At 40.3% G+C, this 17380-nt stretch carries 15 protein-coding genes and 3 pseudogenes; 1 reads left to right on the forward strand and 17 read right to left on the reverse strand.

Annotation, left to right across the window (positions count from 1 at the left end; translation table 11 throughout):
* Nucleotides 1-30: 30 nt before the first annotated feature.
* The 9 genes and pseudogenes from BN3456_RS03305 to BN3456_RS03350 all read right to left on the reverse strand — a co-directional run bounded on the left by BN3456_RS03305 (nt 31) and on the right by BN3456_RS03350 (nt 10998).
* Complete coding sequence (locus BN3456_RS03305) at nt 31-3240, reverse strand: type I restriction endonuclease subunit R (RefSeq protein WP_089982735.1); 3210 nt, start codon at nt 3238-3240, stop codon at nt 31-33.
* Nucleotides 3237-3812 carry a restriction endonuclease subunit S gene (locus tag BN3456_RS03310; RefSeq protein ID WP_089982736.1) on the reverse strand — a complete coding sequence of 192 codons (576 nt, stop codon included), beginning with the start codon at nt 3810-3812 and terminating at the stop codon, nt 3237-3239. Before BN3456_RS03310 ends, BN3456_RS03305 begins: the two co-directional genes overlap by 4 nt.
* 626 nt (nt 3813-4438) lie before the next feature.
* The gene (locus BN3456_RS03320; RefSeq protein WP_089982737.1) at nt 4439-5005 is read right to left on the reverse strand and encodes a DNA-3-methyladenine glycosylase I; all 567 of its coding nucleotides are present in this window, start codon (nt 5003-5005) and stop codon (nt 4439-4441) included.
* Between the two features lie 175 nt (nt 5006-5180).
* Nucleotides 5181-5453: a hypothetical protein gene (locus BN3456_RS03325; RefSeq protein ID WP_242862794.1), complete on the reverse strand. Its 273-nt coding sequence runs from the start codon at nt 5451-5453 to the stop codon at nt 5181-5183.
* Nucleotides 5446-5562 (reverse strand): annotated as a pseudogene (locus BN3456_RS16190) (flavodoxin); the annotation flags it as partial. The gene BN3456_RS03325 and the pseudogene BN3456_RS16190, both read right to left, overlap by 8 nt.
* A 219-nt stretch (nt 5563-5781) precedes the next feature.
* Nucleotides 5782-7821: an AAA family ATPase gene (locus tag BN3456_RS03335; RefSeq protein WP_089982738.1), complete on the reverse strand. Its 2040-nt coding sequence runs from the start codon at nt 7819-7821 to the stop codon at nt 5782-5784.
* Nucleotide 7822: 1 nt separating this feature from the next.
* Nucleotides 7823-8287, reverse strand: a complete 465-nt coding sequence (locus BN3456_RS03340) for a DUF6530 family protein (protein ID WP_176699087.1) — start codon at nt 8285-8287, stop codon at nt 7823-7825.
* 193 nt (nt 8288-8480) lie between these two features.
* Nucleotides 8481-10094, reverse strand: coding sequence for an ABC transporter permease (locus tag BN3456_RS03345; protein WP_089982740.1), 1614 nt, complete (start codon nt 10092-10094; stop codon nt 8481-8483).
* 22 nt (nt 10095-10116) lie between these two features.
* Complete coding sequence (locus BN3456_RS03350; RefSeq protein WP_089982741.1) at nt 10117-10998, reverse strand: ABC transporter ATP-binding protein; 882 nt, start codon at nt 10996-10998, stop codon at nt 10117-10119.
* Nucleotides 10999-11341: 343 nt separating this feature from the next.
* Here BN3456_RS03350 and BN3456_RS03355 point away from each other — a divergent pair, with 343 nt between their 5' ends.
* Nucleotides 11342-11938, forward strand: a complete 597-nt coding sequence (locus BN3456_RS03355) for a TetR/AcrR family transcriptional regulator (protein ID WP_089982742.1) — start codon at nt 11342-11344, stop codon at nt 11936-11938.
* 22 nt (nt 11939-11960) lie between these two features.
* On the opposite strand, the pseudogene BN3456_RS03360 reads toward BN3456_RS03355, so the two are convergent.
* The 8 genes and pseudogenes from BN3456_RS03360 to BN3456_RS03405 form a co-directional block, all read right to left on the reverse strand.
* Nucleotides 11961-12347: pseudogene (locus tag BN3456_RS03360) on the reverse strand (MerR family transcriptional regulator); the annotation flags it as partial.
* A 246-nt stretch (nt 12348-12593) separates the two neighbouring features.
* On the reverse strand, nt 12594-13088 hold the full coding sequence (locus tag BN3456_RS03365; protein WP_089982744.1) for an HD domain-containing protein: 495 nt from the start codon (nt 13086-13088) through the stop codon (nt 12594-12596).
* Nucleotides 13089-13543: 455 nt separating this feature from the next.
* Nucleotides 13544-13935: pseudogene (locus BN3456_RS16195) on the reverse strand (MFS transporter); the annotation flags it as partial.
* Nucleotides 13936-14743: 808 nt separating this feature from the next.
* Nucleotides 14744-15499: an ABC transporter permease gene (locus BN3456_RS03385; protein WP_089982746.1), complete on the reverse strand. Its 756-nt coding sequence runs from the start codon at nt 15497-15499 to the stop codon at nt 14744-14746.
* Nucleotides 15496-16257: an ABC transporter ATP-binding protein gene (locus tag BN3456_RS03390; protein WP_089982747.1), complete on the reverse strand. Its 762-nt coding sequence runs from the start codon at nt 16255-16257 to the stop codon at nt 15496-15498. The genes BN3456_RS03385 and BN3456_RS03390 overlap by 4 nt, the downstream gene beginning before the upstream one ends.
* A gap of 14 nt (nt 16258-16271) precedes the next feature.
* Nucleotides 16272-16622 carry a DUF1048 domain-containing protein gene (locus tag BN3456_RS03395; protein ID WP_089982748.1) on the reverse strand — a complete coding sequence of 117 codons (351 nt, stop codon included), beginning with the start codon at nt 16620-16622 and terminating at the stop codon, nt 16272-16274.
* A gap of 9 nt (nt 16623-16631) precedes the next feature.
* Nucleotides 16632-16979 carry a DUF1048 domain-containing protein gene (locus BN3456_RS03400; RefSeq protein ID WP_089982749.1) on the reverse strand — a complete coding sequence of 116 codons (348 nt, stop codon included), beginning with the start codon at nt 16977-16979 and terminating at the stop codon, nt 16632-16634.
* Nucleotides 16979-17284, reverse strand: coding sequence for a PadR family transcriptional regulator (locus tag BN3456_RS03405; protein WP_176699088.1), 306 nt, complete (start codon nt 17282-17284; stop codon nt 16979-16981). Before BN3456_RS03405 ends, BN3456_RS03400 begins: the two co-directional genes overlap by 1 nt.
* Between the last annotated feature and the right edge of the window lie 96 nt (nt 17285-17380).

Consider the following 17380-nt stretch of genomic DNA (forward strand, 5'->3'; position numbering starts at 1 on the left):
TTTTCTTGCAGTGTTTTATTTTGCTACCTTTTAATTCTCAGCCAGCTCATCTGCCAGTTCATAAATTGCCGCACGCAGGCCGTTCCTGTATTTAATTCTGGACAGCTTTTGTACTTCTTCAGCATGAGCAAGTGTCAGATAGCCAGAACTCGCCTGAGCTATGATATCCCGAATCTGCCCGGTATCATCTAAATCCTGCAGTCCGTACCGGTGCCTGCTGAACAAATCCCGCATCTGTGCGCTTGTAATGATATCTGTTATTCCCCATTTCACCCGAAAATCGAGAAACACTCTGTCAAGACTCAAGTTGTGTGCCTGCTGAATAACTTCTTCGCTATTGTTTAATTTCACAGGATACTTGAAATCGGATCCCTCAGGTGGGTAGTACCCCTTAACAATCGCAGTTGCCGCATTCACGATTTTAGCTGCATAGCTGTGGTCATCCAGTCCGTTCGCAAACTGATTGATTTTATCCTGTGTCTCTTTGGCTTCTTCTTTTTTACCTTCATGCACCTGATTCAACAATTGTTCTACAAGTTCCGTGAGATAATCATAATCTACTTTGATATCCTTCACATGAGTCATACGCAGCTCAATTTGGTCAAATGGGACTTTCTCCTTTTTGGCAAAATATGTCTTAAGTTCATTGGTCAAAACAGTTGTCAGCGCTACCTCCTGCTCCGAAGTCATTCCTAATTTTTCTATCAGCTCGTCCGGGTTGTCATAGTTAAACCCAACCTGTTTGCCATTCTCTTCCCCCGGACCGTATTGTTTTAGTTTTGCCACCCCTTTGTTGTAATAACGAAGCAAATTAAGCATGTATTCCTTCTGTTTGTCGGAGGGGGGCAATTGTTCAAATCCATTGGTCAAACTCTGCAGGGTTTCTACGGATTGCTTTACCTCATAAAACACATCTTCAAATGGCTTGGCAATAATCCCCTCTTTTTTATTAGATTCGCGCTGTTCAGACTCAGATAAATCAGCAGAATCTTTATTAGCATAAATGGCAAGGGCCTTATTCATTAGTTTTTCATTTTGCGCAGGCCAGCGATAGTTAACCACACGTCCCCATGGTTTCTCTTGCATATCTGCAATACGGTTTGTTCTGGAATATGCCTGAATTAATCCGGCACCCTTCAATGTTCTGTCTACATAAAGTGTATTAAGTTCAGGAGCATCAAATCCTGTCAGCAGCTGATCAACCACAATCACTATATCCAAAAATTTTCCGTCTAAAGCAGATTTATTTAAACGCGTGGTTACATCTTGTGTATAACCCGAAACATCATCCATCCCAAAGGATGTGCCAAATTCTTCATTATACACTTTGATAGCTTTATATAAACCTTGATTTGTACTAAGCATGCTGTCATTGTTGGATGAATTTTGGCTGAAAGTAACCGCAACTTTCAAAGTCTGACCGCCGTTCTTTCTATTTTCTGCGTTAACGCGCTGAAATTCATTAAAATACATCATAGCCATTGGCGTACTTGCTTTTCCTCCGCCAACGTGAGTTGTAAACAAAGCATTATATCTTCCTTCATTAGATCGATTACGCCAATTTTTAAATATGTCTTCAACTACCAGCTGAATGTGATCTATATTCTCGTCATAAAAACTGGGTTCAATCGCATCATCCATATCTTCCTGAGAGAGATTATTAATTTTCTTTTGAATTTGATCTTCTGTCCATTTTGGGTAGTGCTTACTGTAAAACTCAGAAAGATATTTTTCTTTCATCTGCTTTCCATCAATTGTTGTCTCAAAATCTACTTTAAAGCCCAAAACATTGCGGTCAGCAATTGCTTCACGAATGGTATAAGCGTGTAATAGGGGCCCAAAGATGTCTTCCGTCCTAAGCCCGGTAGTGGTCTCGTCAAACATAGGCGTTCCGGTATAACCAACCCAGGCAGATCTCTTAAAAGCTTTCTGGATGTTTTTGAATGTTTCCCCTCCTGTTGAACGGTGTGCTTCGTCCACAATGAAGACGATGTTCTTATTTGGTGCCTTAAAGGATTTACGTTTTACTAAAGTATCTAATTTCTGCACGGATGTGACAATGATACTGTTATCTTTACTTTTAAGCTTTCGACTCAGGTCTGTTGTATTCCCTGTGTTCTGCACACTACCAAATGCATCCTCTGTGGCATCCGGATCATAAGCTCTGTAACTTTCATCTGTCTGTTTGGTTAACGCAATTCTATCCACAACAAAAACAACTTTGTCCACTTTCGGCATGCGGCTTGCAAGCCATGCTGTTTTGAAACTTGTAATAGTTTTGCCCGATCCCGTTGTATGCCAGATATAACCAATTTTATTCATACCAAGTTCAAAATCAGCTTGCTTCAGGCCTTCAATGACATTTTGTGTGGCATACACCTGATACGGGCGCATAACTTTTAGTGTTTGTTTATTCTTTGTCCCATCCAAAATCATGTAGTTTGTTGCCATCTGATGTGCCATCGGAATTGAAAGCATAGAGTCCGCAAATTCTTTCCAGCTGCGCACAATAGAATTGTTGCTTTTGCGCTGCCAGTTAAAGGCAAAGTCTTTGTTAAATTTATCCGATGTAGTATTTGCCATGTACTTCACATTATTTGGTGTAATTGCTACCAAAAGCTGTAACGTCGAAAAAATGTCCCTGTATTGATTTTCATCAGCATACTGGTGCATCTGATTAAGAGCTTCATTCACATCACGGGTATCTCTTTTTTCCTCAATCTGAAGCATGGGCAAACCATTAATTAAAAGCGTAGTATCAAAAATTCTGTTTTGCTTTCCCGTAATAACTGCCGGCCGTTTAATCTGATTGACAATCTGATAGACTGTATCTCCAGCCCCTATTTGTTTTTGGTCGAAAACAGTAAGAAAGACATGACGTCCATCGTCCAGATCAATCTCAATCTGTGATACTCCATTTAAACCATACAGGAACTGCCCCGCCTCGTAAGGTGTCTGAAGATTGGAGATAATCATTTTTATCTGATTAAACTCTACCACGCTTAGTGGATGATCCAATGTATTTTGATTATGCTGTTCCAGGATTTCTTTAAAATTATCCCAGAGCTGCTCTGTGGTTTTAATATGTGGCTCATACTTCCACAATTTTGTCTTCACTACATAGTCAGTATTTGATTCTTTCATAAGAAAATTCTCTATTCCTTCAAGCTGATTCTGATTTGTAATTGTACCACTTGTAAGGTATTGAATTAATTCCGTTTCAAATTGGTTCTCATTCATTGATCGTTTATCCCTCTTAGTTTTTCCAGTACTATTGCAGTTTCTAAATCCGCATCTCTTTTTCTCAGTGCCGCACTTCTTAATTGATTAAAATAAATTTCACCAATAGCTATTTGCTTTTCTATCACTGGTAAATCCGGCACCTCAAGGCTCTTCAGCTGTTTGAGAGTAAACTTTAGAACTTGAGAACCTTGTAATCCCACCTGAAACTGTCTTTTAATAAAGTTGTTCTCATTAAGCAAATAAACAATATACGTTGAGTCAATCTTTTCATCAGTTACCAGCTTAACGTAATTTTGCGTGTACAGATATCCATGATGATACCATCTGACGATAGCAGATTTTCCTGAAATCAGGCTGAAGACAACATCTCCCCGACAAAGTGTATTGACCTTATCAAAGGTTCGTATTCGTCTGCTGTGACTGCCGCCGGACTCAATACCGGTCAGGTCATCTTCAATGTCTGGTTGTCCATAATAAGTATATAGCGGTGCTTTGGTGTCAAATACTTCTTTAATCCTAAACTGTGGCGAACCACTTACGAACTTAATCATATCATTTAATTTAGCCATATAAAAATGTGCCTTTCAAAAATTAAATTTTATTGTTATGTGTATTTTAACAGAACTGTCTTAAGAATGCAATTTTTATTTTATAGTTTCTAAAAATTACATTTATAAAGAGGGGGGTTTTGATAATCATATCTATTTTTTATAATGAATTTTTATACGGATTTCAAGTAGTGCAGTAACGCGTCTTTCGTTAATGGCTCTGCATGACTTAAAATACAATATTGGCACTCTATGCTTTCTATCAAATTTATCAATATTTCTAATTTAGCTTTATTCATGTATGAATTATTATAGAAATCTTCGCTTGTTGAATCTCCCAAAAACAATATTTTTTCTTCGGGCACATAAATTAGCACTGTATCTTCTGAATGGGGTGATTCTGCGTGGAAAATCCTTGCAGTCAACCCGCCCAAATTAATAGAGAGTTCTTTTTCAAATTGAATATCTGATAGTGTGACAACAACTTACGGTCTGTTTCCGGTTGATGTGGGTAATAAAATACCCTGTCACTTATTTTCTTTAATTTCATTTATTCTCTTACCTTTCCGGCAGCAAATCAAGAAGCCTCATTTCTATTTCCGATAATTGTTCCTCCTATATTAATTCCGACAGGTTGAAATTTACAATTATCCTTCTGTCTTGCAGGGACATCCATCCAGATGGTCATCTATCACACCGATTCCCTGCAGAAATGAATAACAGATGACAGGCCCGACAAAACTGAATCCCCGTTTCTTCATGTCTTTACTTACAGCTTCTGATAATTCATCTTTGGCAGGCATCTCTGAAAGACACTTCAAATGATGAACAATCTGCTTCCCTTCCGTGAAATGCCAGATATAATCATCGAATGATTTAAATTCACCTGAAGAGATTATCTGCCGCACTGCTTTAGCATTCCTCACAGCAGCTTTGATTTTGGCCTTGCTCCTTATAATTTCTGAATTCTGCAGAAGCGCTTCAATTTTCTGATCGTTGTAGCGGGCAACAGCACTGATGTCAAACTCATCAAATGCCTTCCTGATCGCAGCTTCCTTATGTATGATAGTAGACCACGACAGTCCTGCCTGCTGCCCTTCAAGGCAAAGCATGGCGAAAAGCTCCGTGTCGTCATGGCAAGGCTGGCACCATCTGTTGTCATGATAAGCAAGCATAAGCGAATCGTTTTTGGTCCAATCGCGACATTCATTCATATCTTCACCTCATCTTCTTAATCTCATGTTCGTGTTGTAATTGTTACTTGCATAAATGTCAAATATAATTCATAATTCCAGTCCATTTTGGGGATTTACCCATATCTGTTTTAACTGGTAGTACACCTCTCTTGCTACCTGGTAAAGCGTTCCTTGTAAATTATAAAGGTTCATCTCATTCATTGGTGTTCTTAATGTTTATTCGACTCTCGATGAATGCTTTAGAAATGAGCATAGCCTGTATTATAGGCTCAAAGCGATTGAATTGTGAGGTCCCTTTATCGTATTTATTTTGTGCTTTTGTAGTTTTATTTATGATTGAAACCACAGGGGGCAGAGCCTCTCTCAATTCCCTTTCTGTATAATTTACAGTTTTATCATTCGTAAGAAGTGCCTTAGAAATATAAAGTGCTTTGATTCTGTTTTTTAGGAGCGTCTTGTTGCCCAAACCCGCCGCCTCCATGAGTGCAAAAAGGGATTACTGTTTTAAACCAGTTCGGTAACCCTATATATATTGTTCCATAATCATTTATTGGTTCAGATTCAGATATTAGTTTAAGGCGGTATCTCCTGTTGTTTTTTACTCCAAAAAACAAATTCCTCTTAACAGTATAATTGAAAAAACACAGGCATACAAGCTGTGGGGGCTTTTCTATCTAGGCCTAAAGCCGGTAGGGGAACCACTCGCCTAGCAAGTGGTTTTATTGTATGGGCATACAATAAGAGATTTTAGGGCATCCGTCATGACGGCAGGTGCCCTTTTTCTTAGTAAAACATTATAAAAATCTTGTGATTATTTGTACCAACCTTATCGGAAGCTGCTTTAAATCGGTTATATCCAATGTATTTTCAGCTCCGTAAAGCTCACAGATAGCCTCTTTATCCTGCCCAATAGCTGCAGCAAGAAATTGGATGCCTTTACGCCTGAATTCCTGTAAAGTATCTTTCATATCATGAACTGCTTTTTCACCTGTATAATCGGGCATAGCCTTAGGCTGCCCGTCACTGATGCTGATAATTAATTTGGTTTTTTGAGGTACATGAAGCAATCTATCAGAAATAATACGTAATGCCATACCATCTCGGTTATTGCTGCGAGCCTGAATGTTCATAAGGGTATATTTGTCATCCGGGTCTTTACTTTCAAAGTCTACGTATGCATAAATAGACATTTGTTCCAGTTTCGAGCGGTCTGCTGTATCACCGTAAACCATTATCGGAATACCACACCCCATACAAAATTCATATAAAGCGACTGCTGCCTGTTTTGCCGCTTCTAAACGCCCGAAGGCAGACATAGATGCTGATTCATCAATCCTGAGAGCAACTGCGAGGGATGGTTCTTCCTCAGGAGGACGCTTGCGGGCAAATACGCGGAAGTCCGGAATAGCAGCTCGATCTGCACAGAACTTTGTGCCATAAAGCTGAGATTTAGTAAATTCAGAAGAAACTTCATGCTCCAAAAGCGGGTTTGTTTTGCGGATTAATTCCCGAATAACCGGAAGTAAGTCAGCAGCCATGTTGTGATATTCCTCCCTGCTTTGGGGCGTAGTTTCCGGACGATGTACAATAAGCTTGATTGCCGCATGGCAGGTGCCCTGAGTGCTTTGCCGCGCTTCCCTGTTTAACTGTTTACGAAATCCCTTTTTTTGTGATTTGCTTGTAAAGGATCGATTAAGCTCATGGTAAAGTGGTGCGCCGTTATCACCATTATCATTGCTTGAAACATCCGTATTTTTTTCACTGCTCGTGTCTGAATGTCCTTCACTTTCTGCTGATTTTCTCAGGCAGATTGCATTTTTATCAACTTTATCTGTTTCTGCAGAGTATTCCCCATTACCGGAAATATGAAGTTCCATTACTTCTGGATTCTCTCCATCTGCAGGAGAATGAGATACCGTCTCTAATTCCTCAAGTTTATCTATCAGGCCATGACTTAACAGTGCCTGTTCTAAAATGGCAAGCTCCTGTGGGTCAGTGGTAATTTTGTAGAGCACCTTATAATATAGCGTGCTTTGTACTGAAGCACCACTTGCAACAGCATCAGCCCAAAAAATATAGGATCGCATCCCAGCTACACCCTTAATGGCATTAGCCCGGGCCGTTTCATCTAACAAAATAATAGTTTCGGCTAAAAGAGAAAGAACATTTTCAGAATGATAGCCGGTCTTAGCTTCAGCTCTTTCTATCATAACCGCTTTAGGGGGTAAATCTAGTTTTTCAGCATGTTGTACTCGATCACGCAAAGCTTCATTCAAAGGCCGGCAGCCATTATATCCACGGTTTGTTGTAATAACAGCAATAAAATCAGGATGCCTGTGTACAATACGAGTAGGCAGGTTTAGACTGCCATCTGGTTCTAATGCGGAATTTAGAGCCATTAAAACAGCAGCATCCCTAATAACTGTGGGTTCCTGAATTTCCAAGAGCCATCCATTTTCATATGCCCGGACAATTTCTGACGGATAATATCGATATTCAACAGTATCTGATTTATCATCTTTTTCCGACAATACTGGAAGAATAGAACCAAGCACATCGGATTTATCCATATCTGCAAAACAAGTTACCTTCGTATACGGCAGATGGAAATCAGCAGAGAGGGCTTTGGCAAGCTGGGTTTTCCCAGAACCTGCATCACCTTCCAGCAAAATTGTACTGATTTTCATTTCTCCGCGGTTCCAATTTCTTGCTGCTTCTTGATATATACGTCTTTCTGCTTCACTTTCAATATGTGAGGGCGGTTTTTTCCAGACAAGAGATTGTTCCTCTTCAGTCAGTTGTCTGGCAGGTGACTGATTACATATCGGTTTCATATTAATAACACTCCAGTTCTTCTAAAATGCAGCCAAGTACTCGTTGGCGTTCCCCTATTAATTCCCCTAAATCATTCAGACTCTGGGCAAATGCTTTGATATCTTCGTCGATATTTTGATTATCAGTACATATCTCTACGGGTAATACACCACCTTGTACTCCAATACGTTCTGCAGTGGGCTTTTCCGGGTCATATAAGAGTGGAAATCTATAAGCCTCTTTGAAATAAAGTAATGTCCTGGACAAAAGGATCATCATGTCAAATACTTGATGAACAGGCAGCTCCTGAGCCAAAATCAATTTGTCATCTTTATCAGCTTTCCAAATTTGTGCTGCAATCTGCATTTCTTTATTTTCTTCCAGCATAGGTGCGCCTAACGTTAAGCGTTTAATGTCAGATTTATAAGCATTTCTGCCATCTATACGGTCATAATCATTTGATGTAATAACAACTTTTTCATTCATCTCCATATCCTCCTTGCACTTAAGTCAGGGGCGAGGCACTGTGCTCCTAAACTTTCAAATATTCCTTGTGCTCACTTCGATCTAGTATAAACTAATGTACTTCAAAAAATAATCCATGCTCCGTAGACCACCATTCGAAAGCTTACTAGGCCACTTTTGCAAAAAGTCTAGGCAGACAAACCAACTAACCCAGTTAAGCTCCTTCAACCATATCCCGCCTGCAATATCCCACATAGCCAAATATCATCAGGGCAATACTAATGACTGTCATAGTTAGAAAAATCACTCCATCAAACTTATCTATTGGCATACGTGGAACCCAGCTTTGTACAGCTGTTTTTGAAAACCATTCCGGTAAATCTAAAATTTTGCCAAAATAATTTAATGCAAAAGAATATCCAAGATATACATAAATAACTTTACCCAGTTTTGGTGCCCAGCCTAAAGCCAACGCTGCAAGTCCGCTAAAAAAGAATACAGAAGGCAGAAAGTTATAGCCTGCAGCGATAAAATCGCCCATCTTCATAGATGAGCCCTCACCCATTGCAGAAATTGCCGTACCACCAAGACTGCCCGCAGCCAGTAAAATACCAATTACTCCTGCAGCAATTGCCAAAATGATACTAGTCCAATAGAGTTTAGACCGAGTCACTTTTGTAGCATAAAGCTGGCTCAGATGTAACCGCGTTTCTTCCGCAAAAAGTTTATTCACAATAGTGATTGGCAAAATAGAAACTAATCCAATCATTACCATCATAATGGTTCCGGTAAATGATGCTTCAATTGAAATACCAGCTTGTGTAAACATCTGGGTTAACATTTCATTGCTTCTAAGGAAGGTCTGCATATCTCCATAAATCGAACCATAAGCTGCTCCCATGATTACAAAGGCAATCAACCAGCTAATCACTACGCCTTTGTTAAGTTTGATAAACAAGCCAGGTACGGACAGTAAGGATTTTTTCGCTGACGCACGACCTTCTCTTTCAGGTAAGTAACCAGCTCCCATGTCACGCCCCCCTTCAAGGGCAAAGGCAATCATTACTACAATAATGCAAAAGACTACAGCAAAAATAAGAGGAACCCAATTATTTTCAGTAAATGGATAAGTTAGATAAGTCCATCCCATAGGGTTGATCATCGAAAAATCAACATCTGACACATCTGTGCCGGCACGGACAATATAGAGTAATCCTATCATTCCAAGAGCTGAACCAGTAGCACCGGATGAAGTTGACATAATCTGTGCCATAACTAATGTGATTACAGCTCCCAGGATACCAGCCATCCCAATAGATGCGCCAAACAGAAATGATCCTTTAGTCGTAATCGTATCTGCACCAAAGCTAATCATAACCACGCTGGTAAAAAGCGCCAATAAAATATTGATAAGTACAACTTCGACAATCACAGCAAAAGAATTTGCCTGACGACCTACCCTAAAGGAGCGCACCAGTTCAGTTAGACCATGATCTTCCTCCTTACGAGTATGGCTTACAACATGCAAAGCAGCCGTAATCATGGCAAACAAACCACAAAACAACAACATTTCATGGGCATACATGGCTCCTAATGTATACTCTGCCGCTGTGTCTGCCGGTGTCGGGCCAACCATTGAAATCATGGCTGGATTTTTCATAGTTTCATACATCCCAATCAATCCTTGTCCCTTGCCGATTTCCGCAAATGCCGGAATAAATCCACCTGAAAACAAGCCCAGACCTAAAATCCAGATAATAATTTTTTTCCGATCACGTTTCAAATATTGTGCAAATAGTGCACCCCAACGTGCAAATTTTTCTTTCAACCTATTTTCCTCCTTCCGACACTTAGACTTCATAATGACGTATAAATAAGTCTTCAAGCGTTGGTGGAACAGATTCAAACTTCTTAACACCTATTTTTACCGCTTCGGACAAAATATCATTGATGTATTCATTATCTGCAGAGAATGTTGCTTGATTGCCTTTTTGTTTGAAATCATGGACACCTTTAACAGATGCCATCTTAGCCACATCACTTTCTGCTGTCAAAGTAACTGTAGAACGCGTTAAGTGACGCAATTCATCCAATGTCCCGGTTTCAACAACTTTTCCCTGACGAATGATAGCCACCTTATCTGCTAAACGTTCCACTTCACTTAAAATATGTGAGGATAGTAAAATTGCTTTCCCTGCATGCTTGATTTTTTCAACTTCATCCTGGAAGACAGCTTCCATTAAAGGATCAAGGCCAGAAGTCGGTTCATCAAATATATACAAATCGGAGTCAACCGACAACGCCGCAATCAAGCCTACTTTTTGGCGGTTTCCTTTTGAATAGCTTTTTGATTTCTTTTTAGGATCTAATTCAAAACGTTGAATCAGATAGTCACGTTTTCCCTTATCTCCTCCACCATGTAATTTAATAAATAAGTCAATAATTTCGCCCCCTGTTAAGCTGCCCCAAAGAGCCACATCCCCCGGAACATAAGAAATTCGCTCATGTATCGCAAGGCTATCCTTCCAGACATCCTTATCAAAAATTTTCACCTCCCCGGCATCACGATTGATAATCCCAAGTAAAGTACGAATCGTTGTTGACTTACCCGCACCATTTGGTCCAATAAAGCCGACAACTTCTCCTGCATTTACTGAGAATGTCACATCATGCAATGCTATAAAATTACCAAATTTCTTTTGTAACCCTTGCACTTTTACGATTTCTTTCATGATAATAAAACTCCTTCTATAATTAGTTTGAAATAGTTTTATAATGTGCCTTCCAGTTTAAAACAAGGTTTAAAATTCCAAACATACATTACGAACTAAAATATTATTATCATTCGTATTATCGCTTATTACTCCTTGTTTTAAACCAAAAGTCATTTATAGATTCAATTATATATCTATTTATTAATCTAGTCAAATTAAAATATCATAATATAATTATTATTTATTTGATAATTCAGAACTGATAATATATAATGAAATCATAAGAAAGAAATGAATCAAACGTTCCAAAAGCATTCTAAAAACACCTTTAAACATGATCAGTAGAAAGCAGGAATTATGAATGAACGGCTATGAAAAACGAACACAGGAGAAGAAACATCAAGTTCTAGAATCAACTTTCCATTTAATGAATACAGATGCCGGTATGGAAAATTTAACAATGGATGAAATCGCTAAAAATGCCAATGTTGGTAAGACATCGATTTTTAAGTATTTTGGAACTAAAGAAAACCTGATACATGAAGTCTATAATGATTTCATAAATAAAATCGGACAAACAGCCCACGAAATCATGGCTGAAAATAGACCTTTCGAAGAAACTCTGATTGCTATAAGCCAGAACAAAATTAATTATCTGGAAAAAGTCAATAAGCAGTTTTATCTGGATTTAATGGAATTCATTACGACGAAGGATAATGAGGACTTATCTTCGATGATGCAGCAATACACCAAAGAAAGTTATAGTCTCATGCTGGATTTATTCCACCGCGGCCGAAAAGAAGGCAAGATTGATCTGAAATATTCGGATGAATTCCTTTTGATTTATTTACAGGCCCTGGTTGAAGGTATCTCCACCCCTCACATCTATCAAAAGATTATCCCATATACCGCTCAATGGACAGAATTGCTGATCAAAGGTATTGCTCCGAGTAAGTGAAATTGATTTTGTAATCTTAGCATTCCATCATTCTTTTTTTAAAGCCCTCAAATTTTTCTTTATCAGACATCTTGGCTCTCCCCTCTTTTTCATCCAAAGTTTTATTTACATTTGCAATTAATATGTCCATTCGTTCACGTTTTGCAAGAAGTTTCTCACGGTGTCCCATTAATGCTTTAACTGCATCGAAGTCAGGTTCATTGAGAATACCTTTAATTTTCTCTAGTTGTACACCTAGGTCTCGGTAAAACATAATTTGCTGCAAAATATCGATCTGTTTTTGACCATAAATTCGATATCCGGATGAGTTGATTCTGGCCGGCTTCAGAATCCCAATTTCATCATAATATCTAAGGGTCCTAGTACTGACTTCTGCCAAGTTTGCTAATTTTTGTATCGTGTATTCCACATTGCTTCACCTCCTTACAAGAACCATGTTATACCTTAACGCTACGTTAAGGTCAATAGATATTTGAAAAAATTATTAAGAATGTTTATATGTAAATCTGGTCAGACGATGGATGTTGAAGAATAAAATTGAAAACGAGCAAGGCACTCTACGAGATTAAGACGCGTTGAGTGCCTTGTTTTGTCATTGTTGAAAGGAGATTGACTGTCGTGGTCTTGCCCGTCATAGATCAATGCAAATCTACTTTTAATGTAAAGTAAAACGTTCATAGGCTATCTTTTTTCCAGTAGCTGTTTTAAAATTATCATTGATGCATTTCTTTATCTTGTCCTGTTCTTTTTCTTTATCCATAACCGTTAAATTCTCAAGCAAATCAGCTTCCCATTGTATTTGAAAATCAAGTCCATCAATTTTAGATGGAGTATGATGATTGCCTATTATAAAGCATATTCGATCAATATTTTTACCATAGCCTACTTTTTGTAATATTTCTCTGGCTACTGCTGGCCCTTCTTTTTCTTGATAGACACCATCAATAGAACCGTATTTTTTTTGTGCTTCAACCGCACCAATATCATGTAGTATAGCAATAATACTGATGAATTCTTTTTCTTCCTCTCCGATATTTTCACCTTTCATAATATCTTCTGCGTTTTGCAAAACTTTGAGAGTATGATCTATACCGAAGGGAATTTCTTTGAATACCTCTTTCATCTCTAACATAATTTTTTCTTTAAACATAAATTTCCTCCATGGTGTTATTTCGTGACATCCCGTCCAAGGAAATGGGTAATTCGCTCTCCGGGATAAAAGTAATCATCCACAGGCCAATACTGTCCCGCGCAAAGCTGTCGGACGTGGACCTCTCTTTCAGTTCTCTATGCTGGAATATTTCATCGGCAACGGTGTATGCTATTTCTATTTTTGAGTTGGTATTATTTATCCAGTTCCGCTTCCGGCAGCATAGTCTCCTTATCATATGGCTTTGTACGAAATCTGCACCAAACCCCAGTTAATATAAGACCTATCCCAGAATAAAAAAACCATGTATCCACACCAATAACATCACTTAAGGAGCCGGCTAAGAGCAGACCAACTGGCATCGCCATCAGCATTGCCGTCATCATTAACGAAAAAACTTTCCCCATAACTTCTGGCGGTGTAGTTTCCTGAACATATGCCATAACAGGAACATTCAGCATTTTCGTTGGCACAAGTGTCGGAATGGCAGCCTGCATTGCAGGTCCGTGGAAAGTGTTTCCGAGTCCGCGCAGAAAGAGTATGCAGTACATGAACCAAATTGGCGGTGCCTCGACCACAAAAAGGCGATACCTAAAATCACGCTTGAGAATGCAACCAGTGCATCTGCTGCAATCATGACAGTACGGCGATTATACCTGTCTACCCAAACTCCGGCAAAGGGACCAACTATCATATTGGGGAGCATGGCAACGATGGTGGAAATCGTAAGCATAACGGCAGATTCCGTCTGTACTGCCAGCCACCAGATAACAGCAAACTGCACAGCCGCCGAGCCTAATAGTGAAAATTCTTCCCATGATATAAAACCTCCTATGGTTAAAGAAATAAATTCTTAACTTCGTTTACCAAGTGCTCAAGGTTTTTACAAGCATCTGCGTTGCTTTTGGCAAATATACTCGCAACTATTATCTCATAGAATTTTGCACACCGCAAGTTCTCCCTTGTACATTGCATTGATATATGCGTGAGGATACCTTGTCTGCTAATTCGCAGACACCTCAGACATACCGTCTCCACGGTACTTTCTTTGTCCCAACGCAGTTCCTCTGTTTCAATTCCATTATATAATACTGGAAAACGGAACTTGATATTTGCTTTTGTAAGTTTTTCTTTCAGCTGTCTATTTTCGCCTTGAAATTCACGAACTATTTTACGCAAAGCTTCTGAGCCATATGCTTCTATCTTCAGACAAATGTCACCTCTATGCCGACTGATTTATTCTACCTCTTAAACTATATATTTCCCTTTTTCTCCTCATGCTCACTTCTCCATTGTTTGACTGTTTTTCCGTACAATGCGACCCTTAACGATATCGACAAGCGACTGTCAAAACAGCAAGCCGAGCTTTTGAAGCTGGCCAGCCCCCAGGGCGACTATGAGAAGGTCGGCAACGAAATTTACAGCCTGCGTGATGAAAAGAAAAAGTCACTGTCTACGAGAATAAATTTATCGTGGAATTCAAGTCCAGCGTGTCGATAGATGTAAATGAATAAGATTGAAAAACGAACGAGGCACTCCGCCGTATTAATCCGTGGAGTGCCTTGTTTGGTGAAGCTAAAGTCTTTGCGGAAGTGCCCCGAATTAATGGCAATACCCAAAGAATATCACGAACATGCGGTACTTCGCCTCTTTTTTCATATCCTGCGTTGATACACCTTCATCGCGAAAATGTACGCGACAACTATAATTCCGACGCACCACGCGAGAGCTATCCAGATATTGTTTCCAACGGATTCAAAATTAAGCAAAGCGCGTATCGTCTCCACAATTGAGGTTACGGGCTGATTCTCCGCAAATAAGCGGACGACTTTGGGCATCGTTTTGGTCGGCACAAAAGCGGAACTGAGAAAGGGCAGGAAGAGCAGTATATATGAGAACGAGGACGCGCCCTCCATAGATTTTGCCGTGAGACCAGGAATAACTGCGATCCATGTCAGCGCGAGTGTGTAAAGAGCGAGTATTCCCGCTGCGGCGAGCCAGTTAAGTATTCCCGCGCTTGAGCGGAAGCCCATAACAAGCGCAACAAGGAAAATGATAACGACTGTAAGCATATTGGACACAAGAGAGGTCAGCACATGACTCCACAGCACCGACGAACGGCTGATTGGCATGGAATTAAAACGCGAGAAAAGCCCTTTCTGCATATCCAAAAACAGCCTATAGGCGGTGTAGGCAATGCCCGACGCAATAGCTATCAAAAGTATACCCGGCAGTTGGTAATTAATATAATTTATATCAGCACCCATACTCATTTTTACCGCACCGCCGAACACATAGACAAACATAAGCATCATCGCAATCGGCGTTAGCGCAACCGTGATAATTGTGTCCGGACTGCGCAATATGTGCTTCATCAAGCGCCCGGTCAATACGGCTGTATTGTTTTTCATTTTGTTTGACCTCCTTTACCGATAATCGCGAGGAAAATCTCCTCTAGTGTCAGCTGTTTTTCTATATATTCTTTTTTTCCGGGCGGGAACATCTTTTTGAGTTCTTCAAGCGTCCCGTTAGCAATAATTTTGCCCTCATTCAGGACTGCGATTTTGTCGGCAAGCTGTTCCGCTTCATCCAGATACTGCGTTGTAAGCAGAATCGTCACGCCAGTGTCAGCAAGTTCCTTAACAGTTTTCCAGACCTCAAGCCGTCCCTCCGGGTCAAGTCCGGTTGTCGGCTCGTCAAGAAAGATGACTGCGGGCGTCCCCACAAGGCTCATCGCTATATCCAGCCTGCGCTTCATGCCTCCAGAATACATACCCGCCCGTTTGTTTGCCGCGTCAGTAAGCTCAAAACGTTTGAGCAGGTCGTCGGCAACTTGGGTTGGTTTGGGAACGCTCCTTAGCTTTGCGATCAATATAATGTTTTCCCGCCCGGTCAATATCTCGTCCACAGCGGCGAACTGCCCAGTCAGGCTGATATTTTCGCGCACCTTGCCCGGCTGACGCGAAACGTCAAAGCCGCAGACGCTCGCGGTTCCTCCGTCAGGTTTCAAAAGTGTCGAAAGGATGTTAACCATTGTGGTCTTGCCCGCGCCGTTGGAGCCGAGCAGGGCGAAAATCTCACCTCGCTTCACTTCAAAATCGACGCCCTTTAGGACTTCTGTGTCTTTAAAAGACTTTCGCATATGCTTAACTTCAATTGCGTTTTCCATCCCAATATCCCCCTTTACTTTGTTTTATCCGTAACCTTTTTTATGGCCTTGTAAACTCCTTTGTCAACAGATTCTTGATAGATGTCGGCGTAAGTTTTGGAATCTTTGATTAGCTCGTCACAGAAAGCCGCGGCGTCACTGCCCGTTACTTCCAACACGCCTTTCCCCGAGGCCGCACCCTCTTCAAAAAGTTCGACTATCCCCGAGAGCAGTTCCGTCCCTTCGGTTAGCTCAACAGGGCCGACCTTAAAGAGATATTTTTGAATCTCTTTATAAACAATCTGATAATCCTGTGGGAGCACTTTTACACGCGCCATGTGCGACCGCCACTCTTTTTTGCCTTTGATAATATCTTGTATTCTCATTTTATCCTCCTATTTACCTAACTTTTTAGCAATATTATTGTTAAGCTGGTCACGCCATTTGTCGCGATATGAATTTGCCCCTTCTTCGCCGGCCAATGCTGAACAGAAGCCTTTGATGTCATCACCTAAAACCTCTTGGACACTCTGACCGTCCGCTGCCGCCTCTTCGAGAAGACCAAGCACACCATCAAGAATCGGCATGAGGTTGCGTCCGGTGAAATCTGAGTGCGGCCAAAGATTCAAACTGATTTTTTCCCATGCCTCTTGATAATCATTCGGCAGCTTTTTGGCTCGGGAATCAAAAGCTTTCAATTCTTTAGTCATATCGTTTCCTGTAATTTTATCCCAAAAATTCATTATCTTCTCTCCTTTAACTCATTAATTTTTGATGATATGAACTCCCATTTTCCCCAGAATCGCCGCAGTTCTTCTCGCCCTGCATCGTTGAGCGTATAGAACTTACGCGGCGGTCCCATATCGGAAGGTTTTTTTTCTATGTCCACGAGCTTATTTTTCTCAAGTCTCACTAAGATGGTATAGACCGTTCCATCTACTACGTCCGTAAAGCCGAGAGCGTTCAGCCGCCGCGTGATTTCGTAGCCGTAGGTTTCATGGCGGCTTATAATTTCAAGGACACAGCCCTCAAGCACACCTTTGAGCATTTCCGTAAGGTTCTCCAATGTATTCCCTCCTTGCTATTCCGTATAACATATATTCAGTATTACTTACTACTACTATATAGTAACACACAATAGTGT

The organism is Clostridium sp. C105KSO13 (genome assembly GCF_001517425.1).
Lineage (GTDB): Bacteria > Bacillota > Clostridia > Lachnospirales > Lachnospiraceae > Muricomes.

Bases quoted from the DNA above. Each gene is read 5' to 3' on its own strand.
- BN3456_RS03385 (WP_089982746.1), bottom strand. From the start codon at position 15,499: ATGAAAAACAATACAGCCGTATTGACCGGGCGCTTGATGAAGCACATA.
- BN3456_RS03400 (WP_089982749.1), bottom strand. From the start codon at position 16,979: ATGAATTTTTGGGATAAAATTACAGGAAACGATATGACTAAAGAATTG.
- BN3456_RS03350 (WP_089982741.1), bottom strand. From the start codon at position 10,998: ATGAAAGAAATCGTAAAAGTGCAAGGGTTACAAAAGAAATTTGGTAAT.
- BN3456_RS03405 (WP_176699088.1), bottom strand. From the start codon at position 17,284: ATGCTCAAAGGTGTGCTTGAGGGCTGTGTCCTTGAAATTATAAGCCGC.
- BN3456_RS03310 (WP_089982736.1), bottom strand. From the start codon at position 3,812: ATGGCTAAATTAAATGATATGATTAAGTTCGTAAGTGGTTCGCCACAG.
- BN3456_RS03305 (WP_089982735.1), bottom strand. From the start codon at position 3,240: ATGAATGAGAACCAATTTGAAACGGAATTAATTCAATACCTTACAAGT.
- BN3456_RS03335 (WP_089982738.1), bottom strand. From the start codon at position 7,821: ATGAAACCGATATGTAATCAGTCACCTGCCAGACAACTGACTGAAGAG.
- BN3456_RS03365 (WP_089982744.1), bottom strand. From the start codon at position 13,088: ATGTTTAAAGAAAAAATTATGTTAGAGATGAAAGAGGTATTCAAAGAA.
- BN3456_RS03320 (WP_089982737.1), bottom strand. From the start codon at position 5,005: ATGAATGAATGTCGCGATTGGACCAAAAACGATTCGCTTATGCTTGCT.
- BN3456_RS03390 (WP_089982747.1), bottom strand. From the start codon at position 16,257: ATGGAAAACGCAATTGAAGTTAAGCATATGCGAAAGTCTTTTAAAGAC.
- BN3456_RS03395 (WP_089982748.1), bottom strand. From the start codon at position 16,622: ATGAGAATACAAGATATTATCAAAGGCAAAAAAGAGTGGCGGTCGCAC.
- BN3456_RS03340 (WP_176699087.1), bottom strand. From the start codon at position 8,287: ATGAATGAAAAAGTTGTTATTACATCAAATGATTATGACCGTATAGAT.
- BN3456_RS03355 (WP_089982742.1), top strand. From the start codon at position 11,342: ATGAACGGCTATGAAAAACGAACACAGGAGAAGAAACATCAAGTTCTA.